The 20,769-nt window shown below is 61.4% G+C and carries 16 protein-coding genes; 1 reads left to right on the forward strand and 15 read right to left on the reverse strand.

What is annotated here, in order from left to right:
• Positions 1-2 precede the first annotated feature (2 nt).
• The 11 genes from hutI to hutC all read right to left on the reverse strand — a co-directional run bounded on the left by hutI (position 3) and on the right by hutC (position 14,255).
• A complete protein-coding gene (hutI, locus tag CRN80_RS06545) occupies positions 3-1,208 on the reverse strand; it encodes an imidazolonepropionase (protein ID WP_098949790.1) in 1,206 nt (401 codons plus the stop codon).
• Positions 1,209-1,223: 15 nt separating this feature from the next.
• Positions 1,224-2,633, reverse strand: coding sequence for an amino acid permease (locus CRN80_RS06550; RefSeq protein WP_014716540.1), 1,410 nt, complete (start codon positions 2,631-2,633; stop codon positions 1,224-1,226).
• A 162-nt stretch (positions 2,634-2,795) separates the two neighbouring features.
• Entirely contained in the window at positions 2,796-4,334 is a 1,539-nt protein-coding gene (gene hutH / locus CRN80_RS06555) for a histidine ammonia-lyase (RefSeq protein WP_098949791.1), read from the reverse strand.
• A 26-nt stretch (positions 4,335-4,360) separates the two neighbouring features.
• Positions 4,361-5,869, reverse strand: coding sequence for a histidine ammonia-lyase (hutH, locus tag CRN80_RS06560; RefSeq protein ID WP_098949792.1), 1,509 nt, complete (start codon positions 5,867-5,869; stop codon positions 4,361-4,363).
• A 137-nt stretch (positions 5,870-6,006) separates the two neighbouring features.
• Entirely contained in the window at positions 6,007-6,831 is an 825-nt protein-coding gene (locus tag CRN80_RS06565; protein ID WP_003187840.1) for a glycine betaine/L-proline ABC transporter ATP-binding protein, read from the reverse strand.
• Positions 6,828-7,679 carry a proline/glycine betaine ABC transporter permease gene (locus tag CRN80_RS06570; protein ID WP_003187838.1) on the reverse strand — a complete coding sequence of 284 codons (852 nt, stop codon included), beginning with the start codon at positions 7,677-7,679 and terminating at the stop codon, positions 6,828-6,830. Before CRN80_RS06570 ends, CRN80_RS06565 begins: the two co-directional genes overlap by 4 nt.
• A gap of 71 nt (positions 7,680-7,750) precedes the next feature.
• Positions 7,751-8,716, reverse strand: coding sequence for an ABC transporter substrate-binding protein (locus CRN80_RS06575; RefSeq protein ID WP_098949793.1), 966 nt, complete (start codon positions 8,714-8,716; stop codon positions 7,751-7,753).
• A 69-nt stretch (positions 8,717-8,785) separates the two neighbouring features.
• Complete coding sequence (locus CRN80_RS06580) at positions 8,786-10,231, reverse strand: cytosine permease (RefSeq protein WP_032893998.1); 1,446 nt, start codon at positions 10,229-10,231, stop codon at positions 8,786-8,788.
• A 148-nt stretch (positions 10,232-10,379) separates the two neighbouring features.
• On the reverse strand, positions 10,380-12,050 hold the full coding sequence (hutU, locus tag CRN80_RS06585) for a urocanate hydratase (protein WP_014716533.1): 1,671 nt from the start codon (positions 12,048-12,050) through the stop codon (positions 10,380-10,382).
• Between the two features lie 937 nt (positions 12,051-12,987).
• Positions 12,988-13,548, reverse strand: a complete 561-nt coding sequence (locus tag CRN80_RS06595; RefSeq protein WP_098949794.1) for a HutD family protein — start codon at positions 13,546-13,548, stop codon at positions 12,988-12,990.
• On the reverse strand, positions 13,545-14,255 hold the full coding sequence (gene hutC, locus CRN80_RS06600) for a histidine utilization repressor (protein ID WP_171905445.1): 711 nt from the start codon (positions 14,253-14,255) through the stop codon (positions 13,545-13,547). Before hutC ends, CRN80_RS06595 begins: the two co-directional genes overlap by 4 nt.
• A 147-nt stretch (positions 14,256-14,402) precedes the next feature.
• Between hutC and CRN80_RS06605 the strand changes: the two genes are divergently transcribed.
• On the forward strand, positions 14,403-15,767 hold the full coding sequence (locus CRN80_RS06605; RefSeq protein WP_098949795.1) for a formimidoylglutamate deiminase: 1,365 nt from the start codon (positions 14,403-14,405) through the stop codon (positions 15,765-15,767).
• A gap of 126 nt (positions 15,768-15,893) precedes the next feature.
• On the opposite strand, the gene CRN80_RS06610 is transcribed toward CRN80_RS06605, so the two are convergent.
• From CRN80_RS06610 to CRN80_RS06625, 4 genes are all read right to left on the reverse strand, one after another.
• Positions 15,894-16,463 (reverse strand): lipocalin family protein, encoded by a 570-nt coding sequence (locus CRN80_RS06610; protein WP_014716529.1) that lies wholly within the window; start codon positions 16,461-16,463, stop codon positions 15,894-15,896.
• A gap of 30 nt (positions 16,464-16,493) precedes the next feature.
• Positions 16,494-16,748 carry a hypothetical protein gene (locus CRN80_RS06615; protein WP_003187823.1) on the reverse strand — a complete coding sequence of 85 codons (255 nt, stop codon included), beginning with the start codon at positions 16,746-16,748 and terminating at the stop codon, positions 16,494-16,496.
• A gap of 223 nt (positions 16,749-16,971) precedes the next feature.
• The gene (locus tag CRN80_RS06620) at positions 16,972-17,979 is read right to left on the reverse strand and encodes a class 1 fructose-bisphosphatase (protein ID WP_032894007.1); all 1,008 of its coding nucleotides are present in this window, start codon (positions 17,977-17,979) and stop codon (positions 16,972-16,974) included.
• Between the two features lie 245 nt (positions 17,980-18,224).
• On the reverse strand, positions 18,225-20,675 hold the full coding sequence (locus CRN80_RS06625; protein ID WP_032894008.1) for a glycogen/starch/alpha-glucan phosphorylase: 2,451 nt from the start codon (positions 20,673-20,675) through the stop codon (positions 18,225-18,227).
• Positions 20,676-20,769: the final 94 nt, after the last annotated feature.

Consider the following 20,769-nt stretch of genomic DNA (forward strand, 5'->3'; position numbering starts at 1 on the left):
TCTCAAACAGTGACGTCGACGCCGTGGCGCACGACGCGTTTATCCAGTTCGCCACCCAGCCAGTAGGCCAGGTCGGCGGGGCGGTCGATCTGCCAGGCGACAAAGTCCGCGACCTTGCCCACTTCCAGGGAACCATGGGTATCACCCAGGCCCAACGCGGTGGCCGCGTGTTGCGTGGCGCCGGCCAGGGCTTCTTCCGGGGTCATGCGGAACAGGGTGCAGGCCATGTTCAGCATCAGCCGCACCGACAGCGCCGGCGAGGTGCCGGGGTTGAGGTCGCTGGCGATGGCGATCTTCACGCCGTGTTTGCGCAGGGCCTCCATGGGCGGCAGTTGGGTTTCACGCAGGAAGTAAAAAGCCCCCGGCAGCAACACGGCGACGGTGCCGGCAGCGGCCATGGCGATGGCGTCTTCTTCGGTCATGAATTCCAGGTGGTCGGCCGACAGCGCCTGGTAGCGCGCCGCCAGGCTTGAGCCGTGCAACGACGAGAGTTGCTCGGCGTGCAGCTTCACCGGCAGGCCAAGTTGCTGAGCAACCTTGAACACCCGCTCGACCTGTTCAGTGGAAAACGCCAGGTACTCACAGAAGGCATCGACCGCATCCACCACCCCCTCGGCGGCCAGGGCCGGCAGCATCTGGCTGCAGATGTGCTCGATGTAGTCGTCGGCGCGGTCCTTGTACTCCGGCGGCAACGCATGGGCGGCCAGGCAGGTGGCGCGCACGCTGACCGGCAGTGCTTCACCCAGGCGCCGGGCCACGCGCAGCATCTTGCGTTCGTTGGCCAGGTCCAGGCCGTAGCCGGACTTGATTTCCACGGTGGTCACGCCGTCACGCAAAAGGCTGCGCAGACGCTTTTCAGCGCTCAGGAACAATTCATCTTCCGTCGCTGCACGCGTGGCACGCACAGTGCTGGCAATGCCGCCGCCCTTGGCCGCGATCTCGGCGTAGCTGACACCTTCGAGGCGCTGCTCGAATTCGCCGCTGCGATTACCACCAAACACCGCATGGGTGTGGCAGTCGATCAGCCCGGGGGTGACCCACGCGCCTTGCAAGTCATGCACCTGGGCGTAATCCGCCGTCGGCGCCTGGCTGCGGGGGCCGACCCACTCGATGAGCGAGCCGGCAGTCACCATGGCGGCATCCTCGATGATCGAGTATTTGCCATTGGCCATGGTTGCGACGTGGCAGTGTTGCCAAAGCGTTTTCATCAACGCCTCCCTAAGTTATCGATGAGACAAGACCGGGTCGTAATCGACCTTGGCCGTTTGCCCGGCGGCAGGCTTGACCCACAGCCAGTAGGCGATGATCAGCAGCACGATCCACACGGCGCCCACCATCAACGCCGCCTGGGTGTCCGGGAAGTAACCGAGTACACCAAACACAAACAGCATGAACACAATGGCCGCTGCCGGCGCATAGGGCCAGAACGGCACCGGGAATTTCAGTTCGGCGACCTGCGCCTTGGTCATGGAGCGGCGCATGGCGACCTGGGTAAACAGGATCATCAGCCAGACCCACACGGTGGCGAAGGTGGCAATCGAAGCGATCAGCAGGAACACGTTTTCCGGGATCAGGTAGTTGAGCACCACACCGCCGAGCAAGGCGGCGCCCATGACCACCACGGTCATCCATGGCACGCCTTGTTTGGACAATTGCGCGAAGCCCTTGGGCGCCTGCCCTTGTTGAGCCAGGCCGTACATCATGCGGCCGGCGCCAAAGATGTCGCTGTTGATCGCCGACACTGCCGCCGAGATCACCACGATATTGAGGATAGTCGCCGCCGAGCCAATCCCCAGGTTGCTGAAGATCTGCACGAACGGACTGCCCTGGCTGCCGATCTGCGGCCACGGGTAGATCGCCATCAACACGAACAGGGTCAGCACGTAGAACAGCAGGATACGCAGCGGCACCGCGTTGATTGCCTTGGGGATCACGCGCTGCGGGTCCTTGGCTTCACCGGCGGTGATGCCAATGATTTCGATGCCGCCAAAGGCGAACATCACCACCGCAAACGAGGCAATCAACCCGCCGATGCCGTTAGGCATGAAGCCACCGTGGGCCCACAGGTTGCTCAGGCCGCTGGCCTGGGTTTCGCCTGCCGAGTGAATGCCGAACAACATGATGCCGAAGCCGCCGAGGATCATCGCCACAATGGCGCCGACCTTGAGCAGTGACAGCCAGAACTCCATCTCGCCAAAGACTTTGACGTTGCACAGGTTCAGGCCGCCGATCAAAAACACGATGCCCAGCACCCAGACCCAACGGGCCACTTCGGGAAACCAGAAGCCCATGTAGATGCCGAACGCGGTAACGTCGGCAAGGCAGACGATGATCATTTCAAAGGCGTAGGTCCAGCCGAGGATAAACCCGGCCATCGGCCCCAGGTAGGTGCTGGCGTAGTGGCCGAAGGAGCCGGACACCGGGTTGTGCACGGCCATCTCGCCGAGGGCGCGCATCACCATGAAGACGGCGGCGCCGCCGATCAGGTAGGCCAGCAGCACGGCCGGGCCGGCCATCTGGATGGCGGAGGCCGAGCCATAGAACAGCCCGGTGCCGATCGCGGAACCCAGGGCCATGAAGCGAATATGTCGGGCGTTGAGCCCGCGTTTCAAACCTTTTTCTGGCTGGTGCATTTCTCTTCCCTAATTATTCTTATCCGAGAAAAACGCGCCCTCACCTGTAGGAGCGAGCTTGCTCGCGAAAAACCTGAGAGCGCTGATGTGTGTCAGGTTTAACGCGTAATCGTTGGCGATTTTCGCGAGCAAGCTCGCTCCTACAGTGGGGGCGGCGGCGTGTTAGAGACTTGGCAGCAACTTGGCCGGCACCAGCTCATTCAGGCAGCGGCTGGCGAGCAGTTCGCTGGCGGCGTTGATGTCCGGGGCGAAGAAACGGTCCTTGTCATAGAACGCCACTTTGCCGCGCAGGATGCCACGGGCTTTTTCCAGCTTGGGCGAGGTCTTCAGGCCGTCGCGCAGGTCCAGGCCCTGGCACGCCGCGAGCCATTCCACCGCGAGGATGCCTCGGGTGTTCTCGGCCATTTCCCACAAACGCTTGCCCGCAGCCGGGGCCATGGACACGTGGTCTTCCTGGTTGGCCGAGGTCGGCAAGCTGTCGACGCTATGGGGATGGGCCAGCGCCTTGTTCTCGCTGGCGAGCGCGGCGGCAGTCACCTGGGCGATCATGAAACCGGAGTTCACCCCGCCATTGCCCACCAGAAACGGCGGCAGTTGCGACATGTGCTTGTCCATCATCAACGAAATCCGGCGCTCGCTCAGGGAGCCGATTTCGGCAATGGCCAGCGCCATGTTGTCGGCAGCCATGGCCACCGGTTCGGCGTGGAAGTTGCCACCGGAAATCACGTCGCCCTCGGCGGCGAAGACCAGCGGGTTATCCGACACTGCGTTGGCTTCTACCACCAGCACTTCGGCGGCCTGGCGCAATTGAGTCAGGCAGGCGCCCATAACCTGTGGCTGGCAACGCAGGGAATACGGGTCTTGTACCTTGTCGCAGTTCTGGTGCGATTGGGACACCTGGCTGCTCTCACCGAGCAGGTCGCGATAGGCCGCTGCCGAGTCGATCTGACCACGTTGGCCACGCGCCGCATGAATACGCGCATCGAACGGCGAGCGCGAACCCAGTACCGCTTCCACAGTGAGGCCGCCGCACGCGAGGGCACCGGCGAACAGGTCTTCGCCTTCGAACAGGCCACGCAGGGCATAGGCCGTGGACACCTGGGTGCCGTTGAGCAGGGCCAGGCCTTCTTTGGCGGCCAGGGTCAGCGGCGTGAGGCCGGCGATTTTCAGCGCTTCGGTGGCTTCCAGCCATTCGCCGTTGTGGCGCGCTTTGCCTTCGCCAAGCAGTACCAGGGACATGTGCGCCAGCGGCGCCAGGTCACCGGAGGCGCCGACCGAACCCTTGAGCGGAATGTGCGGGTACACCTCGGCGTTGATCAACGCGATCAGCGCGTCGATCACCTGGCGACGAATCCCGGAGAAACCACGGCTCAGGCTGTTGACCTTGAGCACCATGACCAGTCGCACCAGCGCATCGCTGATCGGCTCACCGACGCCAGCAGCATGGGAGAGCACCAGGGAGCGCTGGAGATTTTCCAGGTCTTCGCTGGCGATGCGGGTCGAGGCCAACAGGCCGAAACCGGTGTTGATGCCATAGGCGGTGCGGTTCTCGGCGAGAATCTGCTCCACACAGGCAACGCTGGCTTCGATCTGGGCCGAGGCGCTGTCATCCAGGCGGAGGGTTACTGGCTGCTGGTAGATGGCACGCAGTTGGGCGAGGCTCAGTTGGCCTGGAATCAGGTTTAGCGCAGTCACATTCATTCTCCTTGTGAATTGTTCTTAGGTGTTCAGTGCAAATTCGGTAATGCAGTGTCTTTAAGCAGCTGGGCAGCGGCGGCAATATCCGGCGCCAGCCAGCGGTCCTGCTCATAGGCGGGGACCACTTCGCGCAGCAGACGCCAGGCGCGGTCGGTACCGGCGCCGAAGCGCTGGTCCTTGAGAAACTCGAAAGCCTGGGCCGCCAGCAGGTACTCGATGGCAAGAATCTGGGTGACGTTGGCCAGCACCCGGTGCAGCTTGAGCGCGGCATTGGTGCCCATGCTCAAGTGGTCTTCCTGCAGGCCCGAGGTGACGAAGTTGTCGAGCACGGCAGGTTGCGCCAACTGGCGGTTCTGCCCACACAACGACGCGGCGACGTACTGCACGATCATCATCCCGGAGTTGACGCCCGGGTTGCTCACCAGAAAGGCTGGCAGGCCGCTGACATGCGGGTTGACCAGGCGGTCCAGGCGGCGCTCGGCCACCGAGCCGATCTCGGCCATGGCGATGGCGAGCATATCGGCCGCCATCGCGACGGACTGCCCGTGGGGGTTGGCCTGGGACACCACGCGGTAATTGTCCGGCGTGCCCAGCACCAGCGGGTTGTCGGTGGCGCTGTTGAGTTCGGTCTCGATCTGGCGCGTGGCGTGTTCCACCTGGTCGCGGGCCGCGCCGTGAATCTGCGGGATCGAGCGAATGCTCAAGGCGTCCTGGGTGCGAATACCTTTACTGCTGGCAATCACCTCACTGCCGTCGAGCAGGGCACGCAGGTTGATACCTACTTGCTGCATGCCAGGATGCGGCTTGAGAGCAATGATTTCTTCGTCGAAGGCGTCGATTTGGCCGCGCTGGGCTTCGAAACTCATGGCACCGATCACGTCGGCCCATTGCAGCAAATGATGCGCATCGGCCAGGGCCAGGCAACTCAGGCCGGTCATGCACGGCGTGCCATTGACCAGGCACAGGCCGTCCTTGGCACCGAGTACCACCGGCTGCAAGCCTTCAGCCTGTAACGCGTGTTGCGCCGTGACGATCTGGCCGCGGTAGCTCACATTGCCAACGCCCAACAGGGCCACGCCGATATGGGCCATGTGGGTCAGGTACCCCACCGAGCCTTGGGACGGCACTTGCGGGGTGATGCCGTGGTTGAGCAGCGCCAGCAGCGCGTGCACCACCTGCGGATGCAGGCCGGACTTGCCGTGGCTGTAGTTGATGATCGCCGCGCAGATGATCGCGCGGGTTTGCTCATCGCTGAGCACCGGGCCGACGCCACAGGCATGGCTCAGCAGCGTATTGCGCGACAGTTGGCTCAGTTGCTCGGTCTTGAGCGAGACGTTGCACAGCGCGCCCAGGCCGGTGTTGACGCCATAGGCGCGCTCGCCGCTGGTGACGATGCGCTGCACGATGGCTTGGGCATTGTCGATGCGCGCCCAGGCGTGGCCGGAGAGTTCGAGCACGGCGCCGTGACGGGCAACGGCGGTGACGTCCTGCCAGCGCATTGGGGTGTCGGCGATGATGATTTTGGTTGCCTGGGACATCTTTATACCTTCTTCAATTCTTAGGCAGCATTGCCGGCCTCTTCGCGAGCAAGCCCGCTCCCACAGGGGGAATGCATTCCAAATGTGGGAGCGGGCTTGCTCGCGAAAGCGCCAGCAGCCTCACCACACAGCCCGGATCAGACCACCGCCGCCCGCCGCTGAACAAAGCGGTCCACATACTCATCCGCCGGCGAGTGCAGAATCTCTCGCGGGGTGCCGACCTGGATCAGCTTGCCGTCCTTGAGGATCGCAATGCGGTTGCCGATGCGCACGGCCTCGTCGAGGTCGTGGGTGATGAATACGATGGTCTTGTGCAGGGTCTTTTGCAGCTCCAGCAACTGGTCTTGCATCTCGGCGCGGATCAACGGGTCGAGGGCGCTGAAGGCTTCGTCCATCAGGATGATGTCGGTGTCGGCCGCCAAGGCGCGAGCCAGGCCCACGCGCTGGCGCATGCCGCCGGACAACTGGTGCGGGTATTTGTTTTCGTAGCCTTTGAGGCCCACGGTTTCGATCCAGTGCAACGCACGTTCGGCGCAGACCTGCTTGGTCTCGCCACGCACTTTGAGGCCGTAGGCAACGTTGTCGAGCACGCTCTTGTGCGGCAGCAGGCCGAAGCTCTGGAACACCATGCTGATCTTGTGCCGACGGAATTGGCGCAGGGCTTCCATGTCCAGTTGCAGGATGTCTTCGCCGTCCACCAGGATCGCGCCGCTGGTGGGGTCGATCAGGCGGTTGAAGTGGCGCACCAGGGTGGATTTGCCCGAACCCGACAAGCCCATGATCACAAAGATCTCACCGGTGCCGATGCTCAGGGACAGGTCATTCACGCCGACCACGCAACCGGTCTCGGCCAGTACCTGGTCTTTGGTCTTGCCCTGGCCGACCATGGCCAGCGCATCCTGGGCGCGCGCGCCGAAAATCTTGAAGACGTTTTTGACTTCGATTTTGCTGACAGTCGTCATTTGCTCGCCTCATGCCGTGGGCGGCCATAAGCCTGGGTAATGCGGTCGATGACCACTGCAAGAATCACGATCGCCAGCCCGGCTTCAAGGCCACGGCCAACGTTGAGGGTCTGGATGCCGACGAGCACGTCTTCACCCAAGCCACGGGCACCGATCATCGAGGCGATCACCACCATCGACAGCGCCATCATGGTGGTCTGGTTGATACCGGCCATGATGCTTGGCAGCGCCAGCGGCAATTGCACGCCGAACAGTTGCTGCCAACGGTTGGCACCGAAGGCGTTGATAGCTTCCATGACTTCGCCATCGACCTGGCGTATGCCCAGGTCTGTGAGGCGAATCAGCGGCGGCGCGGCGTAGATCACCGTGGCGAAAATCGCCGGGACCTTGCCCAGGCCGAACAGCATCAGCACCGGGATCAGGTACACGAAGCTGGGCATGGTTTGCATGATGTCCAGCAGCGGCATCAGCACCGAGCGCAGGCGATTACTGCGCGCCGACAGGATGCCCAGGGGTATGCCGATCAACACCGAGATCACCGTGGCCACCATCATCAATGCCAGGGTTTGCATCAGCTTGTCCCACAGGCCAACCGCGCCCACCAGGAACAGCAAGCCGACAATCACCGCCGTGGTCACCACCTTGCGGGTGGCGTGCCAGGCAATACCGCCGACGATGGCCAGCATCAGCCACCAGGGCGCCGCGCGCAGCAGGCCTTCCAGGTTGACGATGGCCCACAGCAGCGTGTCGGAGATGTGCCGGAACACATCGCCGTAGTTGGTGACCAGTGCGTCCACCCAACCGTTGACCCAGTCGGCGATGGAAAAGGTAAAACTCTCAGGAAACATATCGTGCTCTCGATCCAGTGGGTTGTGGCCAGCCGCCCGGCCACCCTTGAGGGTAGCCGTGCACCCTTGACCTACAAGGCCGCGTCGATTTTCTTGGCTGCGTCTTCGCTCACCCAGGCGTGCCAGACTTCAGGATGTTCCTTGAGAAATATTTTCGCCAGTTTCGGCGACTCGATCCGCTCCTTGGCCATGCGGCCCAGGTTCTGGTTCAGCAGGTCGATGGGCAGGTTGACCTTTTCCAGCACGGCCACCAGTTCCGGGGCTTGCTCGTGGAAGGTCTTGGACAAGCCGACCTTGATGCTCACGGTTTTATCCACGCCGGGCTTTTCTTCCAGCTTGACCAGGTCGACCTGGCCCATCAGCGGCGTCGGTGACCAGTAGTAGAACAGGATCGGCTCGCCGCGTTTGTAGCTCGACAGCACCGCCGCATCCAGCGCCGGGCCGGTGCCCGGGCGGAAGTTGGTGTAGGTGCTTTCCAGGCCGTAGCTCTTGAGCATTTCGCTGTTGTCCAGCTCGCAGGTCCAGCCGGCCGGGCAGTTGTAGAAGCGGCCTTTGGACGGCTCTTCCTGATCCTTGAACACCGAGGCGTATTTGGCCAGGTCGGCGATGTTTTTCAGGTCCGGCGCCTTGGCTTCCAGCTTGCGCTTGGCGTCGCCTTCGATCACATAGCGCGGCACGTACCAACCTTCGACCGCGCCGACCACCGGAGCCCCGACACCGACGACTTTGCCGGCCTTCTCGGCTTTGTTCCAGACCTCGCTGCGGCCTACCCACTCCTCGGCGAACACTTGGATGTCGTTACTGCCCAGGGCGTTTTCCATGGTGATGGAGTTACCCGGCAAGCTGTCGGTTTTGCAGTCGTAGCCTTTTTCCAGCACGGTTTGCAGGATGTCGGTGAGCAACATGCCGCTTTCCCAATTCAGGCCGGCGAATTTCACCGGCTTGCCGGATTCACACCAGCCGGCCGCCTGGGCGCCGGCGCTTGCCAGCACGCCAGCGGCGAACAACGTAGCCAGCAAGGTCTTATTCATAGTCATTGTTGTGACGCTCCCAATCATGAAATGGATTACGGCAGTCAGTAGGCGTCCTGCCCTGTCCACGTCCCATCAGGCTTGTGTAGCCAGCTCGTTTGTTATGGGTGAAGCGCCCTGCTCTTTTGGCAGGATCAGGTGATCGGGTACCGTGCCGTGCCATTTTTTTGCACACACGTAATACAGGGCCGCCGGCAGTACCAGGCCGATGATCCAGGAGATATCCACATCCCCCAGCGCGGCCACCAAGGGGCCGGTGTAGAACTTGGTGGAGATGAACGGCAACTGCACCAGCACGCCGAATACGTAGACGCTGATGCCCAGCAGGTTCCAGCGGCCGTAGCGACCGTTCGGGTCGGCCAGCGCTGGCACGTCATAACGCTCGCGGGTGATGCAGTAGTAATCCACCAGGTTGATCGCGCTCCAGGGCGTAAAGAACGCCAACAGGAACAGGATGAACGACTTGAATGCACCGAGAAATGAGTGCTGGCCGAGCAACGCGATCAGCGTGGCCGTGCCGACAATCAACAGCACGAACACCAGACGCTGCAGACGCGTGACTTCCAGGCGCCCACGAAAGCCGCTGATGATAGTGGCGATGCACATGAAGCTGCCGTAGGAATTGAGCGTCGAGATGGTGACCTTGCCGAACGCGATGCTGAAGTACAGCAACGCAGCGGTGGCCCCCGTGCCGCTCAAGCCCACGATGTACGCCACCTCGTGGCCGGCAAACTGCCCGTTGGACATGGCCGCGGCAAACACGCCGAGAACCATCGCCACTTGGGCACCGATGACCGAACCTGCGCCAGCAGCCAGAAAGGTTTTCACCGATGACGTGCGGCTCGGCAGATAACGCGAGTAGTCCGCCACGTAAGGGCCGAAGGCGATCTGCCAGGAGGCCGCAAGTGACACGGCCAAAAGGAAGCTGCTCCAGCTGAAGTGGCGGATTTGCAGGAGCGCGCCAACGTCGGTCTGGCTCATCAGGCGGCTGAACAGGTACACAAAAGCAACCACGCCAATCAGGCTGGCGACCCGGCCGATGAAGTGAATCACGCGGTAACCCAGCACCGTAACCAGCACGATGACACTGGCGAAGATCAGGATGCCGACGCTGTCGCTGACCCCGAACAACTGGCCCAGCGCCTGGCCCGACAGCACGGTACCGGTGGCGGTAAAGCCCAGGTACATCAAGCACACCAGCACAATCGGAATGGCCGCGCCATACACGCCGAACTGCACCCGACTGGAAATCATCTGCGGCAGGCCAAGCTTGGGCCCTTGCGCCGCATGCAGCGCCATGACGCCACCGCCGATCAGTTGACCGATGAGCAAGCCGATCAACGACCAGAACACATCACCGCCCAGCACCACGGCCAACGCCCCGGTGACAATCGCAGTGATCTGCAGGTTGGCACCCATCCACAGGGTGAATTGACTGAATAGACGACCATGTCTTTCCGCTTCCGGGATGTAGTCGATCGAACGTTTCTCGATCAACGGGGTGGTGTCGTTTGCAGCCATGTTGTTCAACCTCTGATGGATTGTTTTGTATGCATCTTGCTCTTCTGTGGGAGCTGGCTTGCCTGCGATAGCATCGCCTCGGTCTTACTGTCAGACCGCGTCGTCTGCATCGCAGGCAAGCCAGCTCCCACAGGTTCTACGCCAGCCGTTACTTGATCATCGGCAGGTTCAGGCCCTGCTCTTTAGCGCAGTCGATAGCAATCTGGTAACCCGCATCGGCATGGCGCATCACCCCGGTCGCCGGGTCGTTGTGCAGCACGCGGGCAATCCGCTCGGCCGCTTCGTCAGTACCGTCGCAGACAATCACCATCCCTGAGTGCTGGGAGAAGCCCATGCCCACACCACCCCCGTGGTGCAGCGAGACCCAGGTGGCGCCGCTCGCGGTGTTGAGCAAGGCGTTGAGCAATGGCCAGTCGGACACAGCGTCGGAGCCGTCCTGCATGGCTTCGGTTTCGCGGTTCGGGCTGGCGACCGAGCCGGAGTCCAGGTGGTCACGGCCGATCACGACCGGCGCGGACAGCTCGCCGCTGCGCACCATTTCGTTGAACGCCAGGCCCAACTTGGCACGCTGGCCCAGGCCGACCCAGCAGATACGTGCCGGCAGGCCCTGGAAGCTGATGCGCTCGCGAGCCATGTCCAGCCAGTTGTGCAGGTGGGCGTCGTCCGGGATCAGTTCTTTGACTTTGGCGTCGGTCTTGTAGATGTCCTGCGGGTCACCAGACAGCGCCGCCCAGCGGAACGGGCCGATGCCACGGCAGAACAGTGGGCGGATGTAGGCCGGTACGAAACCTGGGAAGTCGAACGCGTTTTCCACGCCTTCTTCCTGGGCCATCTGGCGGATGTTGTTGCCGTAGTCGAAGGTCGGGATGCCTTGCTTCTGGAATTCGAGCATGGCTTTGACGTGTACGGCCATCGACTGCTTGGCGGCCTTGATCACGGCGGCCGGCTCGGTCTTGGCGCGAGCGCGGTATTCGTCCCAGGTCCAGCCGGCCGGCAGGTAACCGTTGAGTGGGTCGTGGGCGCTGGTCTGGTCGGTGACCATGTCCGGGCGCACGCCACGCTTGACCAGTTCTGGCAGGATCTCTGCGGCGTTGCCCAGCAACGCAATGGAGATGGCCTTGCCTTCCTTGGTGTACTTGGCGATGCGCGCCAGGGCGTCGTCGAGGTCGGTGGCCTGCTCGTCGACGTAACGGCTGTTCAGGCGGAAGTCGATGCTGACTTGTTGGCACTCGATGTTCAGCGAGCAGGCGCCGGCGAGGGTCGCGGCCAATGGCTGCGCACCGCCCATGCCGCCGAGGCCGGCGGTGAGCACCCAACGACCGGTCAGGTCGCTGTTGTAGTGTTGGCGGCCGGCTTCGACGAAGGTTTCGTAGGTGCCTTGAACGATGCCTTGGCTGCCGATGTAGATCCAACTGCCGGCGGTCATCTGGCCGTACATGGCCAGGCCCTTGGCATCCAGTTCGTTGAAATGCTCCCAGCTGGCCCAGTGCGGCACCAGGTTGGAGTTGGCGATCAGCACGCGGGGGGCGTTGCTGTGGGTCTTGAACACGCCGACCGGCTTACCGGATTGCACCAGCAAGGTTTCGTCATCGTTCAGATTGGTGAGGCTCTCGACGATCTGGTCGTAGCACTCCCAGTTGCGCGCCGCGCGGCCGATACCGCCGTACACCACCAGTTCCTTGGGGTTCTCGGCCACTTGCGGGTCGAGGTTGTTCATCAGCATGCGCAGCGGCGCTTCGGTCAGCCAGCTTTTGGCGGTGAGCTTGTTACCGCGGGCGGCGCGGATTTCGACGTCACGGTATTTTGTAGGCTTGGTCACAGCTAGGACTCCTCGGCGATCGATGCGCGGACATGGATGGTGCGAGGTCTTACGCACACATCCTTACTTGTATGTACAAGCATATGCAATCAAGCGGCCAACTTTTGAACTGAGCCCTGCAGATTTTTTTCGCAGCTGCGCGCAAGCCTTGATAATCAAGGCTTGGAGGTTTGATGAAATTTCTTACGGAGGCGTTTTACAGCAGAGAGGATTTGTCACGACAGCGAAGCTTTGCGTCACGCTGGGGCATTCGGTAACAAATTGGTGCGCGGAGTGGAAACAGATTGTGTGAGTAATACAAAAACAATGTGGGAGCTGGCTTGCCTGCGATAGCGGTGTGTCAGCCAGCACATCCTAGGCTGATACACCGCTATCGCAGCATAGGTATCTACACAACTTTGTGGGCTGTAGCAGCAGACGGTAACCACGATGCGAAGCGAGTCGCTCTTGATCTTGCTCTTGATCTGCTTTTGATCTCTGGCGCCCCGTTAAACCACGCTGGCCGGAATTCGACAGGGATTTGGGGGGTAAACCGGCAGGGATGCCGGTTTAGCCGCCCCGCGCCATGGATGGCGCGTGGCGGCGGCCCCCCAAATCACTGGCGGATTACGGGCACACCGAGCCTAAGCGAGGTGCCGAGTGGTGGGGCAAGAGCGTTTTGCTTACTTTTGCGCTGTTCAAAAGTGAGCCGCCGTCAGGGCGGAACCCTAAGTAGCCGTTACCGCAGCAATGGATATGTACACAATCCAACTGTGTTGACTGCCAGGCCGCCTTCGCGAGCAAGCCCGCTCCCACATTTGGATCGCCGGGCGTCAGGTAAATATGCGCTGGCCGCCGGGGCCGTCACGGGAGCAAGCTTCCTCTCCACAGGTCATGCGTCGCATTAAAGTTGTGTAGATACCTATGGCTATCGCAGGCAAGCCAGCTCCCACAGTTTTTAACCGCGCGCGGTCAGTTCGATGATGCAGCAGCGGCCAGTGACGCAGATATCCAGCAGGCCCGTGTTACCGTCCACTTGCAGGCAATCATGGTGACCGAGCTTCTCGCCCAGCACCTTCACTTCATCCGCCACGCTGAACACCAGCACCGTCTGCGCGGTGCTGAAAAACTGCTGCACGCCATCCACCCACTGCAAGCGTGCATGGTAACGCTGTGGCGAGTAGATCAGGTTGAAGTCGCGAATCGGCCCGGTGATCAAACGGCATGACACCTGGCTTTCGCCCTTGAACGCGAACGGCTGCAGCGGTAACAACCCACGTTGCTCCTCACCGTCTACGGTCAGCACCATGCCAGCGCCTTTGATCACCGTGATCACGCGCTGATAGCCGGCGAAAGTGGAAAAGCCACCCGACTCGGCGATGTCGGCGATCGACAGGCGCCAGCCAAATCCATCCAGGCCGGTGCCCGCATCACGGGCGATTTCTTCAGTGCTGCCGCCACCGTTTTTCCACGGCATGCGCACGTAGTCGGCGGCGCGCCAGACTTTCACAGTACTCATTTGCTGAAACGTCCTTCCAGGCTATGACGGGAACCGGGGTGGATCAACCGCGCCGCCGTCACCGGCTGGCGCCCCGACCAGGTGCGTCGGCGAATCAACAGGCACGGCTCGCTCGGCTCGATCTGCAACAACTTGCACTCGGCGGCATCGGCGAGGATCGCCTCAACCACATGCTCACCCTCAGTCAACGGCGCGACCTGGTTCAAATAGGCGTAGGGGGTTTGCTGGGTGAAGTCCTGCTGCAGGTATTGCGGCGCGACCAGGGCGTTGACGAAACGGTCTTCGATTTGCACGGGAATGTCGTTCTCGTAATGCACGATCAACGAGTGAAACACCCGCCCGCCTTCGCGCATTTCCAAGGCAACGGCGCGCTCGGAGCCGGCGGCCTCTTCGCCCAGGGTGATCACCTGGCAGGTGTGCCGATGCCCGCGGGAGGCGATTTCATCGGCGATGTTGTGCACTTCAAACAGGGCTGACTGGCTTTTAGGCTCAGCCACGAACGTACCGACGCCTTGCATGCGCACCAGCAAACCTTCGGCGGTCAGCTCGCGCAGGGCGCGATTGATGGTCATGCGGCTGAAGCCCAACTGGCTGACCAACTCGCTTTCCGACGGCACGCGGTAATGGGGCGGCCAGTTGCCGTTGAGGATCTGCTGGCTGATCATCTGTTTGACGCGGGCATACAAGGGCGCCGGACTTTCGTCCATGTGGGCAGCCAGCGAAGAGTTGGCGGGCGGAGTCGGCACAGGGAATCCTTGCGGGGGAAAAAGATGCATAGATTGCCGGAGTTTACCGAGCAGGCAAACGTCTGTATATGTATATACAAATAAACACACGACCGGGGTGCCTTGATCATGTCCGCTTTCTTTGCCGAACGCGCACTGCTGCCTAATGGATGGGCCAACGATGTACGTCTTGAAGTCAGCGCCGATGGCCTGCTGACAAAGGTTGAGCCCAATGCCAGTGCAGAAGGCGCCGAACGGCTCAAGGGCCCGGTGTTGGCGGGCATGCCGAACCTGCATTCCCATGCCTTCCAACGTGCCATGGCAGGCTTGGCCGAAGTGGCCGGCAACCCCAATGACAGTTTCTGGACCTGGCGCGATTTGATGTACCGCATGGTCGGCAAGATCAACCCCGAGCAGTTACAGGTCATCGCGCGCCAGCTGTATATCGAAATGCTCAAGGCCGGCTACACCTCGGTGGCCGAGTTTCATTATGTGCATCACGATCTCAGCGGCCAGCCCTACGCCGACCGTACGGAACTGTCCCGCCAGATCAGCCAGGCGGCGGCCAGCAGCGGCATCGGCCTGACCTTGCTGCCGGTGCTCTACACCCACGCAGGCTTTGGCGGCCAGGCGCCAAATGAAGGCCAGCGACGGTTTATCAACAGCACTGAACACTACCTGGACCTGCAAGCCCGCTTGCAGCCCATTCTGGCGGCACAACCAGCGCAGCAACTGGGCCTGTGCTTCCATTCCCTGCGCGCCGTAACCCCCGAACAAATCCACACCGTGCTGGCCGCCAGTGACAAGGCCTGCCCGGTACATATCCACATCGCTGAACAGCAAAAAGAAGTCGACGACTGCCTGGCCTGGAGCGGCAAGCGCCCGCTGCAATGGCTGTATGACAATGTCGAGGTGGATGAACGCTGGTGCCTGGTGCATGCCACCCATGCCGATGCCGATGAAGTCACCCGCATGGCCAACAGCCGAGCGATTGCCGGTTTGTGCCTGACCACCGAAGCCAACCTGGGCGATGGGATATTCCCGGCGGTGGACTTCCTCGCCCAAGGTGGGCGCATGGGTATCGGCTCCGACAGCCATGTATCAGTGAGTGTGGTGGAAGAATTGCGTTGGCTGGAATACGGCCAGCGCCTGCGTGATCAGCGGCGTAATCGGCTGTACCGCAGTGACCAACCGATGGTGGGTCGCACGCTGTTCGATGCTGCGCTGGACGGTGGCGCACAAGCGCTGGGCCAGCCGATTGGTCGGCTGCAAGTGGGCAAGCGTGCGGATTGGATTGTGCTGGACGGTAACGACCCGTACCTGGCGACGGCCAGTGAGGATGGGATTCTCAACCGCTGGCTATTTGCCGGTGGTGATCGGCAAGTGCGCGATGTACTGGTCAATGGCAAGTGGGTGGTGCGAGACGGGCATCATGCTGGCGAAGAAGACAGCCGCCAGGCATTCACCCAGGTCCTGAAGGACTTGCTGCACTAACGGCCAATCCATAACAACTGTGGGAGCTGGCTTACCTGCGATACAGACAACTCGGTGCATCAGTTACACCGGGTTGATGCTATCGCAGGCAAGCCAGCTCCCACATTGGATTGAGGCTACTCAGGATTACTGAGAGGACTTTGCCATCTGCTTGTCCGACGTACGCCAGATCAGCCGCGTGGTGTCGTACCCTTGCTGTCGCGCCCTGCTCAGCAGGTCTTCGCGGGTATCGGCACTCACCGTCGGCGTGCGCGACAGGATCCACATATAGCGCCGGCTCGGGCTGCCGACGATGGCGGTCTTGTAGTCATCGCTGACGTACAACACCCAGTAGTCGCCCTTGGCAACGCCCGGCAACAGTGACGTAAACCAGTTATTGAATTCCACCCACAGCTTGTCGGTCTTGCCTGGCACCTGCGGCGTTGCCGTGCCTTTGGCTTCTTGCCATTTCCACTCAGGCGTCAGGCAGCGGTTGAACACCGACATGTCACCATCAGGCAGCAAGGTATAGCGGGCTTCGGATTGCGCACAGTTGCGCTGGAAGTACATCGGCAACCGGGCCAACTCATACCAGGTGCCCTGGTAACGCTTGAGGTTGACGTTGCTCGCCGTCTTGGGTTGCAGATCATCGCCAGAATGGCTGGCACAGCCCGCCAAAAACAGGCTGGCGCAAAGGAACAAAACAAAACGCATCATTCTTCTTCTCCCGCAGGCTCGCGCCCCGGTTTACTTCAGGCCTTGCCCGGAAAACATCAGAACTTTGTCACCGGCGTACTGCACGCTGATAAAGCTGTTTTTATCGCCCCAGGTGCAGCTGGACATGCCCAGTGCGCCGGAACAATCGGTTGGCTTGCCCAGCAACGACTCCACCTCGGCCTTGGCCATGCCGGCTGAGAGCTTTTGGTAGTTTTCTTGGGTGACCTTGCTGCAAGCGGCTAAGAGCACGCAAAAAGCCAGCAGGGCGAGACGGCGTATAGACATGGATAAGCTCCTGGAGAGACAAAGCAGCTGGGGTATCTGCCAGAAGCTTAGAAGGGAAAAGGGGTGTCTGGTTCCCGACGAGCGAAAACAAAAAAGCCCCGAAAACGCTGAAACGTTTCGGGGCCCAGGGTAGGAGCGAGCTTGCTCGCGAAGAACGTTAATGATGACGCGGGCTGTCTGGATGCCCGCGTTGCCTGTCAGCTTTTCGCGAGCAAGCTCGCTCCTACTTGTGATAAGCCGTCACGCGCTCAACTTCTTCTTTCGAACCCAGGAACACCGCCACACGCTGGTGCAGGCCTTCCGGCTGGATGTCGAGGATACGCTGGTGGCCGTCGGTGGAAGCACCGCCTGCCTGTTCAACCAGGAACGACATCGGGTTGGCTTCGTACATCAGGCGCAGCTTGCCTGGCTTGGAGGGCTCGCGGCTGTCGCGTGGGTACATGAACAGGCCACCACGGGTCAGGATGCGGTGCACGTCGGCAACCATCGCGGCCACCCAGCGCATGTTGAAGTTCTTCTTCAACGGGCCTTCTTCGCCTTCCATCAGCTCGTTTACGTAGCGCTTCACCGGTTCTTCCCAGTGGCGCTGGTTGGACATGTTGATGGCAAATTCCTGGGTAGAAGCAGGAATCGAAATGTCTTCGTGGGTGAGTACGAAGCTGCCCATTTCACGGTCCAGGGTAAAGCCTTTGACGCCATCGCCCAGGGTCAGCACCAGCATGGTCTGTGGGCCGTAGATTGCGTAGCCGGCAGCGACTTGCTCAGTGCCTGGCTGCAGGAAGGCCTTTTCGTTCAGGGCTTCGTTCTGGCTCAGGTATTCGTTGGGGCACCGCAGTACCGAGAAGATGGTGCCAACCGGTGCGTTGATGTCGATGTTGGACGAACCGTCCAGGGGGTCGAATACCAAGAGGTATGCGCCCTTCGGGTATTTGCCTGGGATCTGGTAGGCATTGTCCATTTCTTCGGACGCCATGCCGGCCAGGTGGCCGCCCCATTCGTTGGCTTCGAGCAGGATTTCGTTGGACAGCACGTCCAGCTTCTTCTGCACTTCGCCCTGCACGTTTTCAGTGCCCATGCTGCCCAGGACACCGCCCAGTGCGCCTTTGGAAACGGCGTGGCTGATTTCCTTGCAAGCACGCGCCACCACTTCGATAAGGAAGCGCAGATCGGCAGGCGTGTTGTTGCTGCGGGTCTGCTCGATCAAATAGCGACTCAAGGTAACGCGGGACATGGACGGCTCCGGAGAATGGGGGGGCTAAAAACCCGCGCAGTTTAGCGCGAGTCGGGGCTGATTTCCTCTAATCAGAGGATTTAACGCCAATAGAGTTCACGCAACGGAGCAACGACACCTCTGTAGGAGCGAGGGGGACGCCTAGTTCTTGCTCGCGAAAAACTCACACGCGCCGCGTTCATTCAGCAAGCACGCGTTATCGTTGGAGCTCTTCGCGAGCAAGCTCGCTCCTACAGGGGTATCAGTTAGTCGAGGGCTTTCCAGATCTCGGTGGCGTACTCGCGGATGGTGCGGTCCGAGCTGAACCAACCCATGCGCGCCGTGTTGAGCACCGCCGAGCGCCACCAGGCCTTGGAGTCGTGCCAATGCGCTTCGACCCGCGCCTGGGCGTCCCAGTAGGCGTCAAAGTCGGCACACACCAGGAAGCGGTCGTAGTCGATCAGCCCATCGATCAGGCCCACATAACGCCCCGGGTCATCCGGCGAAAACACCCCGCCACGGATGGCTTGCAGCACGTCGTTCAAACGGTGGGACGCGGCGATGTCCGGCCCGGCGCTGAACTCGCCGGCATGCTTGCGAGCTTCCACCTGCTGGGCACTGAGACCGAAGATAAACATGTGCTCGGCGCCGACCCGCTCGTGCATCTCCACATTGGCGCCGTCCATGGTGCCGATGGTGAGCGCACCGTTGAGGCCGAACTTCATGTTGCTGGTGCCCGACGCTTCGAAGCCGGCGGTGGAAATCTGCTCCGACAAATCCGCTGCCGGAATGATGCTTTCCGCCAGGCTGACGTTGTAGTTGGGCAGGAACACCACCTTGAGCAGACCGCGCACGGTCGGGTCGTTGTTGACCGTGCGGGCGATGTCGTTGGTCAGCTTGATGATCAGCTTGGCCTGGTGGTAGCTGGCCGCCGCCTTACCGGCAAAGATCTTCACCCGAGGCACCCAGTCGATGCCCGGCTCGGCACGGATCGCCTGGTACAGCGCCACGGTGTGCAGCAGGTTGAGCAGTTGGCGCTTGTACTCGTGAATACGCTTGACCTGCACGTCGAACATCGCCGCCGGGTTGATCGCAATGCCCAGGCGCTCATGGATGATCTGCGCCAGGGCGCGTTTGCTGTGCAGGCGCTGCTCAGCAAATGCTTTGCGAAAGGCCGGCTTCTCGGCAAAGGGTTCCAACTCGATCAGGCGCTGTTCGGGCTGATCGAGAATGTCCGGGCCCAGCGCCTCCACCAGCATATCGGTCAGCTTGGGGTTGGCCTGGTACAGCCAGCGGCGGAAGGTAATGCCGTTGGTTTTGTTGTTGATGCGTTCGGGGTAGAGCTTGTGCAGTTCGGAGAACACCGTGCTGCGCATCAACTGGGTATGCAAACCGGACACGCCGTTGACGCTATGGGAGCCCAGGAACGCCAGGTTGCCCATGCGCACGCGGCGGCCGTTGTCCTCTTCGATCAGCGACACAGCGCGCAAAACATCAAAGTCGTGGATGCCTTTGGCACGCAGCGAGTCGATGTGCTGGGCGTTGATCAGGTAGATGATCTGCATGTGCCGCGGCAGCATGCGCTCCATCAAACCGACAGGCCAGGTTTCCAGCGCTTCGGGCAGCAGGGTGTGGTTGGTGTACGAAAGGGTCTCGACGGTGACATCCCACGCGGCTTCCCAGGGAATGTCATGCAGGTCGACCAACTGGCGCATCAACTCGGCCACGGCGATGGACGGGTGGGTGTCGTTGAGCTGGATGGCGGCGTGTTCGCCCAGGCTCAATACCGACCCGTGCATGTTCTTGTGGCGGCGCAGCAAATCTTGCAGGGACGCGGAGACGAAGAAATATTCCTGGCGCAGGCGCAGTTCCTGCCCTGCTTCGGTGCTGTCCGCCGGGTAAAGCACTCGGGAGATGCTTTCGGCACGGGCCACTTCGGCGACAGCGCCCAAATGGTCACCGGCGTTGAAGCGCTCCAGGTGCAGGTCTTCTACGGCCCGCGCACGCCAAAGGCGCAGGGTGTTGACGCTGGCGCCGCGCCAGCCGACGACCGGCGTGTCATAGGCAACGGCACGTACGGTTTCGTTGGGCGACCACACCTGGATCATCTTGCCGGAGGCGTCCGCCACGGTTTCGACGCTGCCGCCAAAGCCGATCGGGTAAATCACCTCGGCGCGTTCAAATTCCCAAGGGTTACCGAAATCCAGCCAGCGCTCGGTCTGTTCCTGCTGCCAACCGTCGACAATCGCCTGGCGGAACAGGCCGTGTTCATAACGGATGCCATAGCCGTGGCCAGCAATGCCGAGGGTCGACATGCTTTCCATAAAGCACGCCGCCAGACGGCCCAGGCCACCATTGCCGAGCGCCGCGTCGGGCTCCAGCAGGCGGATGCGTTCCAGGTCGACGCCCAGCTCCGACAGCGCTTCGCGAGCGATCTCCAGCACCCCCAGGTTGCTCAGGCTGTCGTAGAGCAGACGGCCGATGAGAAATTCCAGGGACAGGTAATAAACACGCTTCTGGCCTTTGCGATAGATACGCCGCGTGTGGTCCATCCAGTGATCGACCATCTGGTCGCGGGCGGCCAGGGCAATGGCTTCGAACCAGTCATGGTCGAAGGCGTGATCCGGGTCCTTGCCCACCGCGTAGGTGAGCTTGGTCAAGACAGCATCGCGGAATGCGGCTACCTCTGCTTCTCGTGCAAGCGGTTCCTGAGACATCGGTGCGACCTCGGGCGAGATTGAAGGAGTTGCTAGAGCCTAGTCGGTCTGACAGACGGTAGACGCGCTGGTTCGGCAGTTTTTTAACTCATTG

This window comes from Pseudomonas sp. FDAARGOS_380 (assembly GCF_002591235.1).
GTDB classification, from domain to species: Bacteria; Pseudomonadota; Gammaproteobacteria; order Pseudomonadales; family Pseudomonadaceae; genus Aquipseudomonas; species Aquipseudomonas salmasensis.